Origin of the sequence: Pantoea sp. Cy-639, from assembly GCF_011752525.1 — a bacterium.
GTDB lineage: Bacteria > Pseudomonadota > Gammaproteobacteria > Pseudomonadales > Pseudomonadaceae > Aquipseudomonas.
In genome coordinates, this window is record NZ_VWXI01000004.1 from 252,072 (window position 1) to 270,298 (window position 18,227).

Annotated in this window: 13 protein-coding genes and 5 tRNA genes; 11 read left to right on the plus strand and 7 right to left on the minus strand. The window is 64.4% G+C overall.

What is annotated here, in order from left to right:
* The 3 genes from F3J43_RS07470 to F3J43_RS07480 all read right to left on the minus strand — a co-directional run bounded on the left by F3J43_RS07470 (position 1) and on the right by F3J43_RS07480 (position 2,706).
* Positions 1-1,248 carry a cytidine/deoxycytidylate deaminase family protein gene (locus F3J43_RS07470; RefSeq protein ID WP_166884269.1) on the minus strand — a complete coding sequence of 416 codons (1,248 nt, stop codon included), beginning with the start codon at positions 1,246-1,248 and terminating at the stop codon, positions 1-3.
* Positions 1,249-1,378: 130 nt separating this feature from the next.
* Positions 1,379-1,454, minus strand: a tRNA-Asn gene (locus tag F3J43_RS07475).
* Between the two features lie 61 nt (positions 1,455-1,515).
* On the minus strand, positions 1,516-2,706 hold the full coding sequence (locus F3J43_RS07480) for an amino acid aminotransferase (RefSeq protein WP_502706600.1): 1,191 nt from the start codon (positions 2,704-2,706) through the stop codon (positions 1,516-1,518).
* A 295-nt stretch (positions 2,707-3,001) separates the two neighbouring features.
* Here F3J43_RS07480 and uvrB point away from each other — a divergent pair, with 295 nt between their 5' ends.
* On the plus strand, positions 3,002-5,017 hold the full coding sequence (uvrB, locus tag F3J43_RS07485; RefSeq protein WP_166884273.1) for an excinuclease ABC subunit UvrB: 2,016 nt from the start codon (positions 3,002-3,004) through the stop codon (positions 5,015-5,017).
* Positions 5,018-5,122: 105 nt separating this feature from the next.
* On the opposite strand, the gene F3J43_RS07490 is transcribed toward uvrB, so the two are convergent.
* Both F3J43_RS07490 and F3J43_RS07495 read right to left on the minus strand, forming a co-directional pair.
* Positions 5,123-6,610 carry an MDR family MFS transporter gene (locus tag F3J43_RS07490; protein WP_205297696.1) on the minus strand — a complete coding sequence of 496 codons (1,488 nt, stop codon included), beginning with the start codon at positions 6,608-6,610 and terminating at the stop codon, positions 5,123-5,125.
* Between the two features lie 52 nt (positions 6,611-6,662).
* Positions 6,663-7,718, minus strand: a complete 1,056-nt coding sequence (locus tag F3J43_RS07495) for an HlyD family secretion protein (protein WP_166884278.1) — start codon at positions 7,716-7,718, stop codon at positions 6,663-6,665.
* Between the two features lie 142 nt (positions 7,719-7,860).
* On the opposite strand from F3J43_RS07495, the gene gltX reads away from it, so the two are divergent.
* The 10 genes from gltX (at position 7,861) to F3J43_RS07545 (ending at position 13,786) form a co-directional block, all read left to right on the plus strand.
* Positions 7,861-9,342: a glutamate--tRNA ligase gene (gene gltX, locus F3J43_RS07500; RefSeq protein ID WP_166884280.1), complete on the plus strand. Its 1,482-nt coding sequence runs from the start codon at positions 7,861-7,863 to the stop codon at positions 9,340-9,342.
* Positions 9,343-9,641: 299 nt separating this feature from the next.
* Positions 9,642-9,717: transfer RNA gene (locus F3J43_RS07505), tRNA-Ala, on the plus strand.
* Positions 9,718-9,788: 71 nt separating this feature from the next.
* Positions 9,789-9,864 (plus strand) — tRNA-Glu (locus F3J43_RS07510).
* 52 nt (positions 9,865-9,916) lie between these two features.
* Positions 9,917-9,992 (plus strand) — tRNA-Ala (locus tag F3J43_RS07515).
* 42 nt (positions 9,993-10,034) lie between these two features.
* A tRNA-Glu gene (locus tag F3J43_RS07520) sits at positions 10,035-10,110 on the plus strand.
* A 168-nt stretch (positions 10,111-10,278) separates the two neighbouring features.
* Positions 10,279-10,818, plus strand: a complete 540-nt coding sequence (locus F3J43_RS07525; protein ID WP_166884282.1) for a TetR/AcrR family transcriptional regulator — start codon at positions 10,279-10,281, stop codon at positions 10,816-10,818.
* Positions 10,819-10,843: 25 nt separating this feature from the next.
* Positions 10,844-11,677 (plus strand): alpha/beta hydrolase, encoded by an 834-nt coding sequence (locus F3J43_RS07530; protein ID WP_166884284.1) that lies wholly within the window; start codon positions 10,844-10,846, stop codon positions 11,675-11,677.
* 43 nt (positions 11,678-11,720) lie between these two features.
* Complete coding sequence (locus tag F3J43_RS07535; protein WP_166884286.1) at positions 11,721-12,155, plus strand: acyl-CoA thioesterase; 435 nt, start codon at positions 11,721-11,723, stop codon at positions 12,153-12,155.
* 52 nt (positions 12,156-12,207) lie between these two features.
* Positions 12,208-13,179 (plus strand): tRNA dihydrouridine synthase, encoded by a 972-nt coding sequence (locus F3J43_RS07540; protein ID WP_166884288.1) that lies wholly within the window; start codon positions 12,208-12,210, stop codon positions 13,177-13,179.
* Between the two features lie 163 nt (positions 13,180-13,342).
* On the plus strand, positions 13,343-13,786 hold the full coding sequence (locus F3J43_RS07545) for an Hsp20 family protein (protein ID WP_166884290.1): 444 nt from the start codon (positions 13,343-13,345) through the stop codon (positions 13,784-13,786).
* 134 nt (positions 13,787-13,920) lie between these two features.
* Here F3J43_RS07545 and F3J43_RS07550 read toward each other — a convergent pair whose 3' ends face one another.
* Both F3J43_RS07550 and F3J43_RS07555 read right to left on the minus strand, forming a co-directional pair.
* Positions 13,921-17,217 carry a PAS domain S-box protein gene (locus F3J43_RS07550; RefSeq protein WP_166884292.1) on the minus strand — a complete coding sequence of 1,099 codons (3,297 nt, stop codon included), beginning with the start codon at positions 17,215-17,217 and terminating at the stop codon, positions 13,921-13,923.
* A 62-nt stretch (positions 17,218-17,279) separates the two neighbouring features.
* Entirely contained in the window at positions 17,280-18,158 is an 879-nt protein-coding gene (locus F3J43_RS07555) for a LysR family transcriptional regulator (protein WP_166884294.1), read from the minus strand.
* Positions 18,159-18,227: the final 69 nt, after the last annotated feature.

The window sequence follows — 18,227 nt, forward strand, 5'->3', positions numbered from 1 at the left end:
TTAGCGCTTGGCCTGCACGGCGCTGATCAAGCGAGCGTCCAGTACCTGGCTGGGCGCAACCTGCACGCTCGTGGTGTAGAACGGCGGCAGCTTCTGCGCCAGGTCGGCCACGGCCTGGCTGGTGACGCCCGGGGGCAGCAGGACGTACTGCAGGTTGGAAGGGAACGATTGCGGTACGGGCCCTTCCATGGTCGAGCCGTAGGCACCGAAAGTCATCACCGCCTCGCTGGTGTTCGGGTCCGGGATGCGCAGGAACACGAAGGTGCCGTACTTGGGATGGGTCAGGTACTGCGCGGCCTGGGCGCGAACCTGCGGGTCGTTGTCATTCATCAGTTTCCAGCGCAGTTCGGCGTATCCGCGCGTGGTCTCCATGAAGGCGGTGCGGATTGGCGACTGATGCTCCATGCCGCCCAGGCACGCCAGCAGGTTGCCGAAGGGGTCAAGCAGGGCCACGGCATTCGGGGTGTCGGCCTGGTCGGCGGTATCGACCAGGGCCGGCGCCAGTTCCGGGCCGGGCATGCGTGGGTTGGCACAGGTGACTTCCAGGCTCCAGGGGCTCAGCGCCGTCAGGGCCTGGCGGACCTTGCTGCTGGCGGGCAGCGTGGCGGGGTTGTGCAATTGCTCCGGTGGCAGGCCGCTGTTGTTGCTGGCCGCGCGCACGCTCGACACGCTGGCCTCGAAGATCGATCCGGTGAGGCTGAAGGCGGCGGCATCGACGCCGCAACCGGCAAACGCCGGTCCGCTGGCGGCACCCTGGTAGGCGCGGTTGATTGGCGCCGCGACCGCGTAGTAGCCCCAGCTGGCTTGTGCCTTCTGGCGCACGGTCGGTGGCAGGGTCGGGAAGTCGAACTGGCTGTTGTAGTTGATCCCGGCATAGGTGTCGATGGCACTTACTGCCACGTTGAAGCCTGCGCTCAGCAGCGAGCCGGCGCACATGGCACAGGGGTCGAGCGTGGTCACTACGGTAAGCTTGTCCGGTGCCGGCAGGTGCAGGCGCTCGCGGTTGGCGAAGTACCAGTCCACCAGTTGCCGCTCGCCATGGGCAGTCGGATCGTGGGGCAGGAAGGGTGGTTGCACGGTGCTGCCGGGGTAGGGCATCAGCACATTGTTGTGCATGGCCATCAGCACCTTGCCGGTGGCGTTGTCGATGATGCAGCCGCCGACCGCAAAGGTACCTTGCTGGCTGGCGAGGATTGCCTGGTTGGCGACGAGCTCGACCGCTTGCTGGGCCGATTGGATGGTGTCCATGTTGACTCCCTGTCTGTCATCGAAGCGCAGGATGCGCCCGCAGACGATAGTTCAGGGCAGTCGGAAAACAAGGGCGGGGACGCAAACGAAAAACCTCCAGTGCTTGCGCATCTGGAGGTTTTTCAATGTCTGGCTCCGCGACCTGGACTCGAACCAGGGACCCAATGATTAACAGTCATTTGCTCTACCGACTGAGCTATCGCGGAATCTGCCGGTATCTTACCGATCGTCCGGGGGAAGTCAAGCTTCCCTCGGACAATCAAGCAGTTACAGCACTTCGACGATGGCCTTGGTGACCACGTGGATGTTGCTCTGGTTCAGCGCAGCCACCGCGATGCGGCCGGTGTCCAGAGCATAGATGCCGAACTCGTTCTTCAGGCGCGCGACCTGTTCCACGGTCAGGCCCGAGTAGGAGAACATGCCGACCTGGCGGCCGACGAAGCTGAAGTCGCGGTTGGCGCCGTATTCGGCCAGCAACTGGACCATCTGCTTGCGCATGCCGTGGATACGGGTGCGCATTTCGGCCAGCTCGGTTTCCCACATCTGGCGCAGTTCGGGGCTGTTGAGCACGGCGGCGACGATGCTGGCGCCGTGGGTCGGCGGGTTGGAGTAGGTGGTGCGGATCACCCGCTTGACCTGCGACAGCACGCGGGTGCTCTCGTCCTTCGAGGCGGTGACGATCGACAGGGCGCCGACGCGCTCGCCGTACAGCGAGAACGACTTGGAGAACGAACTGGAGACGAAGAACTCCAGGCCCGACTCGGCGAACAGGCGCACGGCGAAGGCGTCTTCGGCGATGCCGTCGCCGAAGCCCTGGTAGGCCATGTCGAGGAAGGGTACATGGCCCTTGGCCTTGACCACTTCCAGCACGTTCTTCCAGTCGTCCAGGGTCAGGTCGACGCCGGTCGGGTTGTGGCAGCAGGCGTGCAGGACGATGATCGAGCCGGCCGGCAGCTTGTTCAGGTCCTCGAGCATGCCGCTGCGGTTGACGCCATTGCTGGCGGCGTCGTAGTAACGGTAGGTCTGTACCGGGAAACCGGCGCTTTCGAACAGCGCGCGGTGGTTCTCCCAGCTCGGGTCGCTGATGGCCACCATGGCACCCGGCTGCAGGCGCTTGAGGAAGTCGGCGCCGATCTTCAGCGCGCCGGTACCGCCGACGGCCTGCACGGTGACCACGCGGCCGGCGGCCAGCAGCGGCGACTCGGCGCCGAAGATCAGCTTCTGCACGGCCTGGTCGTACTGGGCGATGCCGTCGATCGGCAGGTAGCCGCGGGAGGCGTGCTGGGCAGCTCGGGTGGTCTCTGCCTCGATCACCGCGCGCAGCAGCGGAATGCGGCCTTCCTCATTGCAGTACACACCCACGCCCAGGTTCACCTTGTCGGTGCGGGTGTCGGCGTTGAATGCTTCGTTGAGGCCCAGGATGGGGTCGCGGGGTGCCAGCTCGACAGCGGAAAACAGGCTCATTGTTACCTTGGCTCTGATAGGAGAGTGATAGGGGTCGCCACGCTCCAGCCGAAGGCACTGAAGCGGTGCGCAAACGGGGAGTCAGTATAGTGATACCGACCGGTCACTGCGACAGTCTGGCGCAGCTTTTCCGGCTGTTTGCGCAAATATTTTTCGACCATTGGTCGAATTGCCCGGTCCATTGCAATGAGCGCTTGCAGGTTGGGCTTGAAAGCCACGCCCGGCGGGCGCATTTGGGTATAGACTACTGGCTAAATTTACAGTTGCCGCGCCATCCATGAGGTCCGTCATGTCCGAATTCCAGCTCGTCACCCGATTCCAGCCGGCCGGCGACCAGCCCGAGGCCATTCGCCTGATGGTCGAGGGCATCGACGCAGGGCTGTCGCACCAGACGCTGCTCGGGGTGACCGGCTCGGGCAAGACCTTCAGCATCGCCAACGTCATCCAGCAGGTGCAGCGCCCGACCCTGGTGCTGGCGCCGAACAAGACCCTCGCCGCGCAGTTGTATGGCGAGTTCAAGGCGTTCTTCCCCAACAACGCCGTCGAGTACTTCGTCTCCTACTACGACTATTACCAGCCCGAGGCCTACGTGCCCTCGTCGGACACCTTCATCGAGAAGGATGCGTCGATCAATGACCATATCGAGCAGATGCGCCTGTCGGCGACCAAGGCGCTGCTGGAGCGGCGCGACGCGATCATCGTCACTACCGTGTCGTGCATCTACGGTCTGGGCAGCCCCGAGACCTACCTGAAGATGGTCCTGCACGTCGACCGTGGCGACCAGCTCGACCAGCGTGCCTTGCTGCGCCGCCTGGCCGACCTGCAGTACACCCGCAACGAGATGGATTTCGCCCGTGCGACCTTCCGCGTGCGCGGCGACGTGATCGACATCTTCCCGGCCGAATCCGACCTCGAGGCCATTCGCATCGAGCTGTTCGACGACGAGGTCGAGAACATCGCCGCCTTCGACCCGCTGACCGGCGAGGTGATCCGCAAGCTGCCGCGCTTCACCTTCTACCCCAAGAGCCACTACGTCACCCCGCGCGAAACCCTGCTCGAGGCGGTGGAGGGTATCAAGGAGGAGCTCAAGGACCGCCTGGAGTACCTGCACAAGCACAACAAGCTGGTTGAGGCCCAGCGCCTGGAGCAGCGCACTCGTTTCGACCTGGAGATGATCCTCGAGCTGGGCTACTGCAACGGCATCGAGAACTACTCGCGCTACCTGTCCGGGCGCCCGGCCGGCGCGCCGCCGCCCACGTTGTACGACTACCTGCCGCCAGACGCGCTGCTGGTGATCGATGAATCCCACGTCAGCGTTCCTCAGGTCGGCGCCATGTACAAGGGCGACCGCTCGCGCAAGGAAACCCTGGTGGAGTACGGTTTCCGCCTGCCATCGGCACTGGACAACCGGCCGATGCGCTTCGATGAGTGGGAGGCGGTGAGCCCGCAGACCATCTTCGTCTCCGCCACCCCGGGGCCCTACGAGGCCGAGCATGCCGGCCGGGTGGTCGAGCAGGTGGTGCGTCCGACCGGCCTGGTCGACCCGCAGGTCGAGGTGCGCCCGGCGCTGACCCAGGTCGACGACCTGCTGTCGGAAATCGGCAAGCGCGTCGCCTTGGGCGAACGGGTGCTGGCCACCACCCTGACCAAGCGCATGGCCGAGGACCTCACCGACTACCTGGCCGATCACGACGTGCGGGTGCGCTACCTGCACTCGGACATCGACACCGTCGAGCGGGTCGAGATCATCCGCGACCTGCGTCTGGGTACCTTCGATGTGCTGGTGGGGATCAACCTGCTGCGTGAAGGCCTGGACATGCCCGAGGTGTCGCTGGTGGCCATCCTCGATGCCGACAAGGAAGGCTTCCTGCGCTCGGAACGTTCGCTGATCCAGACCATTGGCCGCGCCGCGCGTAACCTCAACGGCAAGGCGATCCTCTACGCCGACAACGTTACCGGGTCCATGCAGCGTGCCATCGATGAGACCGAGCGGCGTCGGGCCAAGCAGGTCGACTTCAACATCGCCCATGGCATCGTGCCCAAGGGCGTGGTCAAGGACATCACCGACATCATGGAAGGCGCCACCGTGCCGGGTGCCCGCAGCAAGAAGCGCAAGGGGCAGGCCAAGGCGGCGGAAGAGGCCGGGCGTTACGAGGCAGAACTGCAGAGCCCGGCCGAGATCACCAAGCGCATCAAGCAACTGGAGGAGAAAATGTTCCAGTTCGCTCGCGACCTGGAGTTCGAGGCTGCGGCGCAATTGCGCGACGAAATCGGCAAGTTGCGTGAACGGCTGATCGCCAGTTGATCAACGCTTGCCGTTACCAGATGACGAGGGACGTGTCCGGCGAATGGCGATGCTGAGGTCACCGCCATCGCAGGGCAAGCCCGTCCCCGCTGGATCGAAACCGCCTCAATGGGCTTCCCCGGCTTTCAACCCCTGTGGCAGCTTGCGTGTCAATAACACCGCCACCATGCTCACTGCCAGGCCGATCCCGACAAAGTGGAAGGCGTCGTTGTAGGCCATGATCAGGGCCTGCTGATGGGTGATCTCGCTCAGCTTGCCCAGTGCGGCGCTGTCGCTGCCCAGCCGCTCGGCCAGCTGCGTCAGGCGCTCGGCCACCTGCGGGTTGCCCGGCACCACCGCTTCACGCAGGTAGTCGAAGTAGGCCCGGGTGCGCGCATCCAGCAGCGTCGCCAGCAGGGCAATGCCGATCGCACCCCCGAGGTTGCGCAGGATGTTGAACAGGCTCGACGCCGACCCGGCATCCTGTGGCTGGATATAGGCGGTGGCGATCAGTGAGATGGTCACCATGATCAGCGGTTGGCCGAGGGCGCGGATCACCTGGATCTGGTTGAACTGCGGGCCGGCGAAATCCGGGTTGAGCACGCCCGAGCTGAAACTGGCCACCCCGAACAGACAGAAGCCCAGGGCGCACAGGAGCTTGGGCGGGATCACCTTCATCAGCTGCGGCACCAGTGGGATCAGGAACAGCTGGGGCACCCCCATCCACATGATCACTTCGCCGATCTGCAGGGCGTTGTAGTTCTGGATCTGTGCCAGGTACAGCGGCAACAGGTAGATCGAGCCATACAGGCCCACCCCCATGCCCAGGCTGGCGATGCTCGAAAGGCCGAAGTTGCGGTTGGCGAGAATGCGCAGGTTGATCAGTGGATGCGTCCGTGACAGTTGCAGGATCACGAACAGCACCAGGCTGAGCAGGGCCACGCTGCCCAGGCTGACGATCAGGTTCGATTCCAGCCAGTCCTTGCGGTGTCCTTCTTCAAGAAACACCTGCAGGCAGCCCAGGCCCAGGCCGAGGGTGACGATGCCGGCATAGTCGGTACTCTTGAGCAGCTCCCAGTGCGCTGGCTTCTTCTCCAAGCCGTACAGCAGGCCGGCGATCATCAGCAGCCCTGGTGGGATATTGATGTAGAAGATGTATTCCCAGCCCCAGTTCTCGGTGAGCCAGCCGCCCAGGGCCGGGCCGATGGAGGGCGCGAAAGTGGCGGTCATGGCGAACATGGCCATGCCTTTGGCGCGGTGGTGCTCGGGCAGCTTGATCAGGGTCAGGGTGAACGCCAGCGGGATCAGCGCGCCGCCAGTGAAACCCTGCAGGGCACGGAACAGGATCATGCTCTCCAGGTTCCAGGCCATCGAGCACAGCAGCGAGGACACCAGAAAGCCCAGCGAAACCCAGACCGCCAGGCGGCGTGCCGACAGCAGTTGCACCAGCCAGGCGGTCAGCGGAATCATGATGATCTCCGCCACCAGGTAGGACGTGGAAATCCACGAGCCTTCCTCCAGGGTCGCCGACAGCGCGCCCTGGATGTCCTTGAGCGAGGCGTTGGTGATCTGGATGTCGAGGACCGCCATGAACGCCCCCAGCATCGCGCTCATCACCGCGATCCAGTCGCGCCGGCTTGGCTCTGCGGTGGGCCGCAGGAGTGCGTCACCGGCCATCGTGGTCGGTATCCCCGCTGCGCAAGTCGACCGTGGCCGTGACCGACATGCCGGGACGGATATGACCGCGCAGCGGATTGTCGGTGGTGAAGGTCAGCTTGACCGGAATGCGTTGCACCACCTTGGTGAAGTTGCCGGTGGCGTTGTCCGGTGGCAGCAGGCTGAACTGAGCGCCGGATGCGGCGAAGAGGCTGTCGACACGGCCTTCGATGGGGGTGTCGGGATAGCTGTCGAACAGCAGTTCGGCACGCTGGCCTGGCCGCATCTTGCCGATCTGGGTTTCCTTGAAGTTGGCCTGTACCCAGATATCCTGGTCCGGCACGATCGACAGCAGGTAGGCGCCAGCCTGCACCACCTGACCGTTGCGTGCGCTGCGCTGGCCGATGGTGCCGCTGATCGGCGCGTGGATCTCGCAGCGGGTCAGGTTGAGCTCGGCCTGGGCCAGGTCGGCTCGGGCGTTGGCGATCTGTGCGTCGAGGCGCTTGAGTTCGGCGGTCAGGGCGTCGACTTGCTGGCGCTGGCCCTTGAGATCGGCTTGCGCCTTGTCCACCTGCGAGCGGGCGACGTGGCTTTCTGCCGACAGGGTGGTGACCCGTTCCTCGGAGACAAAGCCGGGCTTGCGCAGGGCCTGGGCGCGATTGAGGTCCAGTTGCGAGCGGTCGAGGGTCGCCTGGTTGGCCGCCACCTGGGCCTGGCCGGCGGCGATCAGGCTGCCTTGCTGGGTCAGCCGGCTTTGCGCCTGCACCCGTTCAGCCTCGCGGGTGGCGAGGGTGGCCCGGGCACGCTCCAGGGCCAGCTCGAAATCGGCGGCTTCCAGGCGTACCAGCAGGTCGCCCTGGTTCACGTGCTGGTTGTCCTGGGCACGGACTTGCTCGATACGTGCGCCGAGCTGGCTGGAAATGCGGGTGATTTCGCCTTGCACGTAGGCGTTGTCGGTGCTTTCGTAGAAGCGGCCTTTGAAATACCAGTGGGCAAGGAAGGCAAGGCCCACCAACAGCACGAGGGTGATGAAGATCAGCAGGCGACGTTTGAGTTGGGCAGGCATGGGGCTGTCGTTCCAGAAATGTAAGCAAATTTAACAGCGGCGTCCGATGCCGTCACAAGTGACGATAGCGCCATTGCTGGAGCCCGGTGCCCGCTCCCTGCTAACATCCCGCCTTTGTTTCAATCTTCGTTCGAGACTCACCATGACCACCGTTCGCACGCGCATCGCGCCGTCGCCCACCGGCGACCCCCATGTCGGCACCGCCTACATCGCCCTGTTCAACTACTGCTTCGCCAAGCAGCACGGCGGTGAGTTCATCCTGCGTATCGAAGACACCGACCAGCTGCGCTCCACCCGCGAGTCGGAGCAGCAGATCTTCGACGCCCTGCGCTGGCTCGGCATCGAATGGAACGAAGGCCCGGATGTCGGCGGCCCGCATGGCCCGTATCGGCAGAGCGAGCGTGGCGAGATCTACGCCAGGTACGCCAAGGAACTGGTCGACGCTGGCCACGCCTTCTACTGCTTCTGTACCGCCGAAGAGCTCGAGCAGATGCGCGCCGAGCAGATGGCCCGCGGCGAGACGCCGCGCTATGACGGCCGCGCGTTGCTGCTGAGCGCCGAGGAGGTCCAGCGTCGCCTGGACGCCGGTGAGCCGCACGTGATCCGCATGAAGGTACCGAGCGAAGGTATCTGCGTGGTCCCGGACATGCTTCGCGGTGATGTCGAGATCCCGTGGGATCGCATGGACATGCAGGTGTTGATGAAGAACGACGGTTTGCCGACGTACTTCCTGGCCAACGTGGTCGACGACCACCTGATGGGCATCACCCATGTCCTGCGTGGCGAGGAATGGCTGCCGTCGGCGCCCAAGCTGATCAAGCTGTACGAGTACTTTGGCTGGGAGCAGCCCAAGCTGTGCTACATGCCGCTGCTGCGCAACCCGGACAAGTCCAAGCTGTCCAAGCGCAAGAACCCTACCTCGGTGACGTTCTACGAGCGCATGGGCTTCATGCCCGAGGCGATGCTCAACTACCTCGGCCGCATGGGCTGGTCGATGCCCGACGAGCGTGAGAAGTTCTCCCTGGCTGAAATGGTCGAGCACTTCGACTTGTCGCGCATTTCCCTGGGTGGTCCGATCTTCGACATCGAGAAACTGTCGTGGCTGAACGGCCAGTGGCTGCGTGAGCTGCCGGTGGAAGAGTTCGCCGCGCGCGTGCAGAAGTGGGCGTTCAACAGCGACTACATGATGAAGATCGCTCCGCACGTTCAGGGACGGGTCGAGACCTTCAGCCAGATCGCCCCGTTGGGTGGTTTCTTCTTCGAAGGCGCGCTCAGGCTCGATGCCAAGCTGTTCGAAAGCAAGAAGCTGTCCGCCGATCAGGTGCGCCAGGTGATGCAGTTGATTCTGTGGAAGCTGGAAAGCCTGCGCCAGTGGGAGAAGGATCGCATCACCGGCTGCATCCAGGCCGTTGTCGAGGCGCTGGAGCTGAAGCTGCGTGACGCCATGCCGCTGATGTTCGCCGCCATCACCGGCCAGGCCAGTTCGGTATCGGTGCTCGATGCCATGGAAATCCTGGGACCTGACCTTACGCGTTACCGCCTGCGCCAGGCGCTGGATCTGCTGGGCGGCGTGTCGAAGAAAGAAAACAAGGAGTGGGAAAAGCTGCTGGCGAACATCGCCTGACAGCCTTTCGTCGCCCAGGGGCCGCGCAGCGGTCCCTGCGTTATCTGCCTTTGTGCACAAAACGCCAGGGCTGCTTTGCGGCCCTTTCACGACACAAGGCCGCCTCTGCAGGGGCGAAGCGCTCCGGCTTAGCGGGGCAGGGCGGTAAGTGATTGTTATCTGTGAAAAAACTTTTGAATATTTTCAAAAATTCGTTTGACAGCCTTGCAATCCGCTCTTAATATGCGCCCCGTCCACAGCGATGAACGAAAACGAAACGCCAGGCACCCAGCCAGCGATTCGGTTCAGCGCGACATTGTGGGGCTATAGCTCAGCTGGGAGAGCGCCTGCATGGCATGCAGGAGGTCAGCGGTTCGATCCCGCTTAGCTCCACCAAATTCCGCTTAACGGCATGGCCGGTAAGCAAGACCGGGTCCAGCAACCGGGTCTTGAAGGTAAGAAGGTTCGTCCCCTTCGTCTAGTGGCCTAGGACACCGCCCTTTCACGGCGGTAACAGGGGTTCGAGTCCCCTAGGGGACGCCAGTTTCACACAAGCGATGTTACACATGTCGCTGGGCCGCGAGGCTATAAATCCGGGGCTATAGCTCAGCTGGGAGAGCGCCTGCATGGCATGCAGGAGGTCAGCGGTTCGATCCCGCTTAGCTCCACCAATTTTGCCGCGGTTCGCGAAGGCGGATCGGCACGAAGGTTACGTCCCCTTCGTCTAGTGGCCTAGGACACCGCCCTTTCACGGCGGTAACAGGGGTTCGAGTCCCCTAGGGGACGCCATTTTTACCCGTGTTTTACGGGACTTATAAGGCTCATTCGCATATTGAATGGGCCTTTTGTTTTTTCTGCCTTCCTGAAATCTTCCTCTCGCGCCGAATGGTCGTGGTTTTCGCTTGCCAATTAATATTATGAGCATAATATGTTGTTCATAATATTTTGAGGTGAGCCATGAGCGACAAGAAGAGCAAGACCCGCGAGCGTATCCTCGAGGCCGCGCGCAGCGCGCTGATCCAGCATGGCCCCGCCGAGCCGAGCGTCAGCCAGGTCATGGGTGCCGCCGGGTTGACGGTGGGTGGCTTCTACGCGCACTTCCAGAGCAAGGACGAGCTGATGCTCGAGGCCTTCAGCCAGTTGCTCGCCGAGCGTCGCGCGCTGCTCGCCCAGGTCGACCCCAGCCTCGATGGCGTCGAGCGCCGAGCCTTGGCGGCGGCCTTCTACCTGTCGCGCAAGCATCGTGACGCCGAAGTGCAGGCTTGCCCCATTCCCAGTGCGCTGAGCGAGATGCAGCGCTTGCCCGATGCCTTTCGGGAGGTGCTGGCCGAGCATATCGAGTTGATGGCGGCTCAGATGGTCGACCGTCCAGAAGACATGAACAAAGCCCTCGCCGACCTGGCGCTCATGGTCGGTGGGCTCGCGGTGGCACGAGCGCTGGGCGATGGCGAACTGTCCGACCGTATCTTGCGTGCCGCCAAGTCGGCGGTGATCTGAGCAACCTCAATCCTGGAGCATGGCGATGACGACCCTGAACTGGATTCGCAGTGTCAACGGCACCCTTGGCCACCTGGTTCCCGAGCTCATGGCCGGTCGCATGCGCCGAGCCTTCATGACCCCGCGCAGCTTGCCGCCCAGGCAGTGGGAGTTGCCGTTGCTGGCCCGGGCCGAGCGTCTGACCCTGCGTTTCGGGCTGTCGGCGCTGCGTTGGGGGCAGGGGCCGACCGTGCTGCTGATGCATGGCTGGGAAGGGCGTCCGACTCAGTTCGCGGCGTTGATCGAGACCTTGGTCGAAGCAGGATATACCGTTGTGTCGCTGGAAGGCCCCGCCCATGGCTGCTCGCCTGGGTCCCAGGCAAATGTGGTGGTGTTTGCCCGAGCGTTGCTGGAGGCCGCCGCCGAGTTGCCGCCCTTGCGGGCGGTGATCGGCCATTCCATGGGCGGGGCCAGTGTGCTGTTGGCGCTGCAGTGGGGGCTGCGCGCCGATGCCGCGGTGAGCATTGCCGCGCCAGCGCAACTGCTGGGGGTGTTGCGCGGCTTTGCCCGGCACCTGGGCTTGCCGGCGCGCGCGCGGGCCGCGTTCATCCGCCAGGTCGAGCGGGAGGTTGGTGTGCAGGTGGCACGCCTGGATGTCAGTGGCTACCAGTTGGATCTGCCAGGTCTGGTTGTGCATGCCAGTGACGACGGCCTGGTGGCGGCCAGTGAATCCCAGCTCATTCACAAGGCCTGGTTCGACAGTCGTCTGCTGTTGCTGGAGGAGGGCGGGCACCAGCGTGTGCTGGCCGATCCACGCCTGGGCGAAGCGGTGCTGGAGCTGCTGACAAGCGCTATGCAGCGCGCCCGGCAAAGCGCTTGAGCATCCGTTACACTCTGCCCGTTCACTGATATCGGGAGCGGGCATGAGCTGGGACCTGGCAGCACCATTCATCATCGACCTGCGCGTCGGCAGCGAGGACATCGACGGCCTCGGCCACGCCAACAATGCGGTCTACGTCACCTGGCTGGAGCGTTGCGCCTGGCGCCATTCCCAGCGCCTGGGGCTGGACCTGGCGGAGTACCGCCGACTGGACCGGGCCATGGCCGTGGTCCGCCACGAAATCGACTACCTGGCCGCGGCCTATGAGGACGACGAGCTGCAACTGGCGACCTGGATCATCGACTGGGACCAGCGCCTGCGCATGACCCGACGCTTCCAGCTCAAGCGCCCAAGCGATGGCGTGACCCTGCTGCGTGCGCAGACCACCTTCGCCTGCATCGAGCTATCCAGCGGCAAGCCCCGGCGCATGCCGGCGGAATTCCTCGACGGTTACGGCCCGGCGCTGATCGGCAGCTGAACGGCGGCGAATCTTTGCTAGACTGCCGCCTTTTTCGCGGCGAGACCCCGATATGCAAATTGCCCTGGCCCCCATGGAGGGGCTGGTCGACAACATCCTGCGCGACGTCCTGACCCGGGTCGGCGGCATCGATTGGTGCGTCACCGAGTTTATTCGTGTCTGCGACCGGCTGCTGCCAGCGTCCTCGTTCGACAAGCTGGCGCCAGAGTTGCGCAACGGCGCGCGGACGGCCGCCGGGGTGCCGATGCGTGTGCAACTGCTTGGCTCCGACCCGGTGTGCCTGGCCGAGAACGCGGCACTCGCCTGTGAGCTGGGCGCACCGGTGATCGACCTGAACTTTGGCTGCCCGGCCAAGACCGTCAACAAGTCCAGGGGTGGCGCGGTGCTGCTCAAGGAGCCCGAACTGCTGCACGCCATTGTCCGCGAAGTGCGGCGCGCGGTGCCGGCGCACATTCCCGTGACCTCGAAGATGCGCCTGGGCTACGACAGCCCGGATGGTGCGCTGGACTGTGCCAGGGCGCTCGCCGAAGGCGGGTCGGCGCACCTGGTGGTGCATGCGCGGACCAAGGTCGAGGGCTACAAGCCGCCTGCCCATTGGGAGTGGGTGGCGCGGGTGCAGGATGTGGTCGCGGTGCCGGTGTTCGCCAACGGCGAGATCTGGACGGTCGATGACTGGCGGCGTTGCCGCGAAGTGAGTGGCGCCGAGGACATCATGCTCGGTCGTGGCCTGGTGTCGAGGCCGGACCTGGCATTGCAGATCGCCGCGGCCCGCGATGGCGTGGACTATCAGCCAATGAGCTGGGACGAACTGATGCCGCTGCTGCGTGAGTTCTGGCGTCAGGCCCAGGCCAAGCTGTCGCCGCGCTATGCGCCAGGGAGGATGAAGCAGTGGCTGGCGATGTTGACCCGGGGCTATCCGGAGGCAGTGGCGTTGTTCGCCGAATTGCGGCGCGAGGACGATTGCCAGCGGATCAGTGGGTTGCTGGGCTATCAGGAGCCGATGCTCGAGGAGCGCGTGGCCTGAGCCGGCGCTATCGTGAAGCAATCCCCGCGACGGGATCGAGCCAGACGCACATTTTTTCCTGCTGCCCCTTGAAAGCGTTTTACCCGGACATATCTCTTGAGTACGCGATGCCGAAGTCGGGTCGCGTAATGACTTTACTTGCTGAATCTCAGGAGTTATGACCATGACCACCGCTTTCTCTCTCGCACCACTTTTCCGCAACTCTGTTGGTTTCGACCGTTTCAACGACTTGTTCGAAGCCGCCGCGCGCAACGAGGCCGGTAGCAGCTACCCGCCCTACAACGTGGAAAAGCATGGTGAAGACCATTACCGCATCGTGGTTGCCGCAGCCGGCTTCCAGGAGCAGGACCTCGACCTGCAGGTCGAAAAAGGCGTCCTCACCGTCATTGGCGGCAAGCGCGACAACAGCAGCGAAGGCGTGACTTTCCTGCACCAGGGCATCGCCCAGCGGGCCTTCAAGCTCTCGTTCCGCCTGGCCGACCATATCGAGGTCAAGGGCGCGGGCCTGGCCAACGGCCTGCTCAGCATCGAACTGCTGCGCGTCGTGCCGGAAGAAGCCAAGGCCAAGCGCATCCCGATCAACGGCGAAAAGCCAGCGCTGAACTGAGTTCGCTGACATGAGCAAAGGGCACCTTCGGGTGCCCTTTTGCATTGGATCGAAACGTGCAGCTACTAGCGTGGGAGTGGGCTTGCCCCGCGATTGCAATGCTGCATCCAGTTCGCGAGCGCAGGCGAGTCCGCTCAATAATCCGCCGGTGCCTCCAGCAGTATCTGGCGAAACTCCTGCAGCGGCAGCGGCCGGCTGTGCAGGTAGCCCTGGTACAGGTGGCAGCCCAGCCGCTCGAGGAACTCGAGTTGCTCGGTAAGCTCCACGCCTTCGGCGATCACCGCCAGGTCCAGGCTGCGTGCCATGGCGACGATGGCGCGGACGATCTCGGCGTCGTTGGGGTCGAGCGGTGCGTCGCGCACGAACGTCTGGTCGATCTTCAGCGCATCGACCGGCAGGCGCTTGAGGTAGGTCAGCGAGGAGTAGCCGGTGCCGAAGTCGTCCATCGCGAAGCTCACCCCGAAGTGCTTGAGCTCGCGCATCTTGCTGATGGTGTCCTCGAGGTTCTGGATGACGATGCCTTCGGTGATCTCCAGGGTCAGCATGCTCCGGGGCAGGCGATAGTCATCGAGGCTGCGCAGCACCCGTTCGACGAAGTCGTTCTGGCGGAACTGGCGCGGGCTGATGTTGACGCACAGGCTGAAATCGTCGGCCTCGACCAGCCCGTCGGCAAGCATGCGCGCGCAGGCATCGCAGGCCTCGTCGAGGATCCAGCTGCCAACCTCGAGAATCAGGCCGCTTTCTTCTAGTACCTGGATGAATTGCGCCGGCGGCTGCTGGCCCAGTTGCGGGTGGTGCCAGCGCAGCAGCACCTCGGCGCCGACGATGCGGTTGTCGCGGGCATCGACCTGGGGCTGGAAGTGCAGCGCCAGTTCGCCGCGGGCCAGGGCCAGGCGCAGGTCGCTCTCCATGCGCAGGCGCTCGCTGGCGGCCTTCTGCATGGTGGTGTGGAACAGTTGGGTGGTGTTGCGCCCGGAATCCTTGGCCCGATAGAGGGCGATGTCGGCGCGCTTGAGCAGGTCGGCCGGGGTCGCGCCGTGGTCGGGAATCAGCGCCACGCCAATGCTCGGGGTGACCTGCAGGCGTTGCCCGTCCAGCGACATGGGCTCGGCCAGCAGTTCGCGCAGGGTGTCGGCCAGCTCGCGGACCTTGCTTTCGACCAGCTCGCGGCTGCCTTCCAGGCCGCTGAGCAGTACCACGAACTCGTCACCGCCCAGGCGCGCCACGGTGTCTTCCAGGCGCACACTGGCCTCGAGCCGGGCGGTGATGATCTTCAATACCGTATCGCCCACCGGATGGCCGAGGGAGTCGTTGATGTGCTTGAAGTGGTCGAGATCGAGGAACAGCAAGGCGCCGCGCAGGTTGTGGCGCTTGAGCAGGGCGATCTGCTGGCTCAGGCGGTCCATCAGCAGGGCGCGGTTGGGCAGGTTGGTCAACGGGTCGTGATAGGCCAGGTGGCGGATTTGCGCCTGGGCGTTCTTCAGCAGGCTGACGTCGCGGGCGGTCAGCAGCAGGCAGTCGGTTTCGTTGAGGCTGATCGGCTCCACCGAGACTTCCACGGTGAGGATGTCGCCGCGCTTGTTGCGCCCAAGCATCTCGCGGTGGTGCACGCGGCCGCGCTCGCGCAGCTCGTTGAGCAGGGCGGCATGCTGCCGGTCGTCGGCGAGGATGCCGATCTCGTGGACCGTGCGGCCGAGCACTTCGCTGGCGGCAAAGCCGGTCAGGCGGCTGAAGCCGTCGTTGACTTCCAGGTAGCGGCCATTGTGGCGCTCGAGGATGGTGATGGCGTCGGGGCTGGAGTGGAAGGCCTTGGCGAACTTCTCCTCGCTGGTCTTTAAGGCGGCCTCGGCCCGCTGCTGCTGGGTGATGTCGCGCAGGGTGGTGACACTGCAGGGCTGGTCGTCGACGCGGATCAGGCGACTGGAGATCACGCAGGTCAGCGATGTGCCGTTGCGGTGGTTGACGCCGATGGCCACATTGCTCAGGGCCTGCTCGCGGATCACCCGTTCGATGCGTTCGGCGCGTTCGGCCGATTCCGCCCACAGGCCCAGCTCGGCGGCGGTCCGGCCGATGACCTGCTCGGCGTCCCAGCCGAAGGTCTGGCTGAAGGCCGGATTGACCTCGATGAACTGCCCGGTGTCCTGGCGGGTCACGCAGATCGGATCGGGGCTGACCTGGAACAGGCTGGCGAATTTCTCTTCCGAGGCGCTCAGGCGTTGTTCGCGCTCGACCTGGTCGGTGATGTCGAGCAGCGTGCCGGCCATGCGCAACGGGTTGCCCTGCTCGTCGCGGTACAGCCGGGCGCGGCTTTCGATGTAGCGTGAGGCGCCGCTGCCCAGTTCGACCCGGTAGGTGATCTGGTAGTTGCCTGCTGGGCCTTCGCGCAGGCTGCGGTAGGCCTGGCGCATGCTGTTGCGCTCATGCTCGGGCACGCCCTCGAAGAAGGCATCGAAGGATTCGTGGAACGGTACCGGGTCAAGCCCGTGCAGTTGCGCGGCGCGGGCCGAACCGTAGAGCATGCCGCTGGGAATGTGCCAGTCCCAGGTGCCCAGCTGGGCTGAGTCCAGCGCCAGGTCGAGGCGCTCCTGGCTGTCCTTGAGCGCCTGTTCGGCGCGCTTGCGCTCGGTGGTGTCGACGAACGTGCTGATCAGGTAGGTGATGCCTTCGAGCTCGATGCCCTGGGTGCAGAGGATGCCATCGTGGACCTTGCCGCTGGTGGCGCGGAACTGCACTTCCATGATCAGCGGGCCGCTGCCGGCGCGGGTGGCGTCGAGCACCTGGTGGCGCTGCTCGGGATTGACCCACAAGCCCAGCTCCAGGCTGGTCTTGCCGACCACCTGGGCGCCGGGCCAGCCGAACATGTGTTCGAAATGCTGGTTGACCTCGAAGATCATGCCGTCGCTGCGGCGGGTCAGCAGGATGGCGTTGGGGCTGAGGTGGAACAGCGTGGCGAAACGCTTTTCGGAATTGATCAGCGCCGTCTCCCGCTCGCGCTGACGGGTGATTTCGCGAATTACCCCGATCATCTGTGGTCGGCCGTGGGCGTCGTGGGTCAGGCTGCCGTTGATTTCCAGCCAGTGCACGCTGCCATCGGGCCAGCGGATGCGGTGGCGCATGGCCTGCTCGATGGGTTCGCCATTGACCACCGCCTGGAATGCCTGGCGGGTGCGGGCGCGGTCTTCCTCGGGGAGCAGGTCGAGGTAGTCGACATCGTTCGGTAGCGGGCGTTGCGGGTCGAAGCCGAATAGCGCCTGGGTGCCGCGCGACCAGCTCACCCGGCCGCTTTCGATATCCCAGAGCCAGGCGCCCAGACGGGCACCGTTGAGCGCGGCCAGCAGTTGCGGCGCGTTCTGCCAGGCTTGCTCCGACTCCTGTGGATCGGCTGCGGGGATGCGTGGCAGACGCGGGAAATGGTTCGCTGATTTGGGCATCGGTACCAGACCTTTGGCGGATAAGGCGTCCCTTGGGAGTGAAATGCCGTACTGACGAGCGCTCAGGCAGACCCTGCGTGGCTGTCGAGCAGGGCCATGAAGGCCTTGGCCGCGTTCGACAGCGTACGCTCGGTGTGCAGTATGTAGCCTAGCTGGCGTGACAGCTGTATGCCGGGCAGGGCGATGGACGCTACCTGCTCATCGAGCATAGTACGTGGCAGCACACTCCATGCCAGGCCGATGGACACCATCATCTTGATGGTTTCCAGGTAGTTGGTGCTCATGGCGATGTTCGGCGTCAGTCCCTGGCTTTCGAACAGGCGTTGGACGATGTGGTGGGTGAAGGTATTGCCGCCGGGGAATACGGCCGGGTGGCGGGCGATGTCGGCCAGGCTGACCACGCCGTTGCTGGCCAGCGGGTGCTCGGGGGAGGCAACGAAGTCCAGGGCGTCGTCCCATACCGGCACGGCGCGGACCAGGTGGTGAGGCTCCGGGGCCAGGGTGATCACGGCGATTTCCGCGCGGCCATGGAGGATTTCGTCATAAGCGGCCTCCGAATCGAGGAACTCGATGTCCAGGGCCACCTTCGGGTACTGGCGGGTGAAGGCGCGCAACAGCGGTGGCAGGCGATGCAGGCCGATGTGATGGCTGGTGGCCAGGGTCAGCCGACCGCTCACCTCGCCGGTCAGGTTGGTCAGGGCGCGGCGGGTGTCATCCAGTACATTGAGGATCTGGTAGGCGCGGGGCAGCAGGGCGCGGCCGGCTTCGGTGAGGGTGACTTCGCGGCCGAGGCGGTCGAACAGGCGCACGTCCAGCTGCTGCTCGAGCCCGGCGATGCGTTTGCTGATGGCGGGCTGGGTCAGGTGCAGGCGTTCGCCGGCCCCGGAAAAGCTGCCGGTTTCGGCAATGGCGATGAAGGCGCTGAGGTTGGCCAGGTCCATCGTTTTAGAATTCCTGATGGTTATGCAAAGCATGAAAATTATGAATTTGAGTTATTCAATCTATCGCCA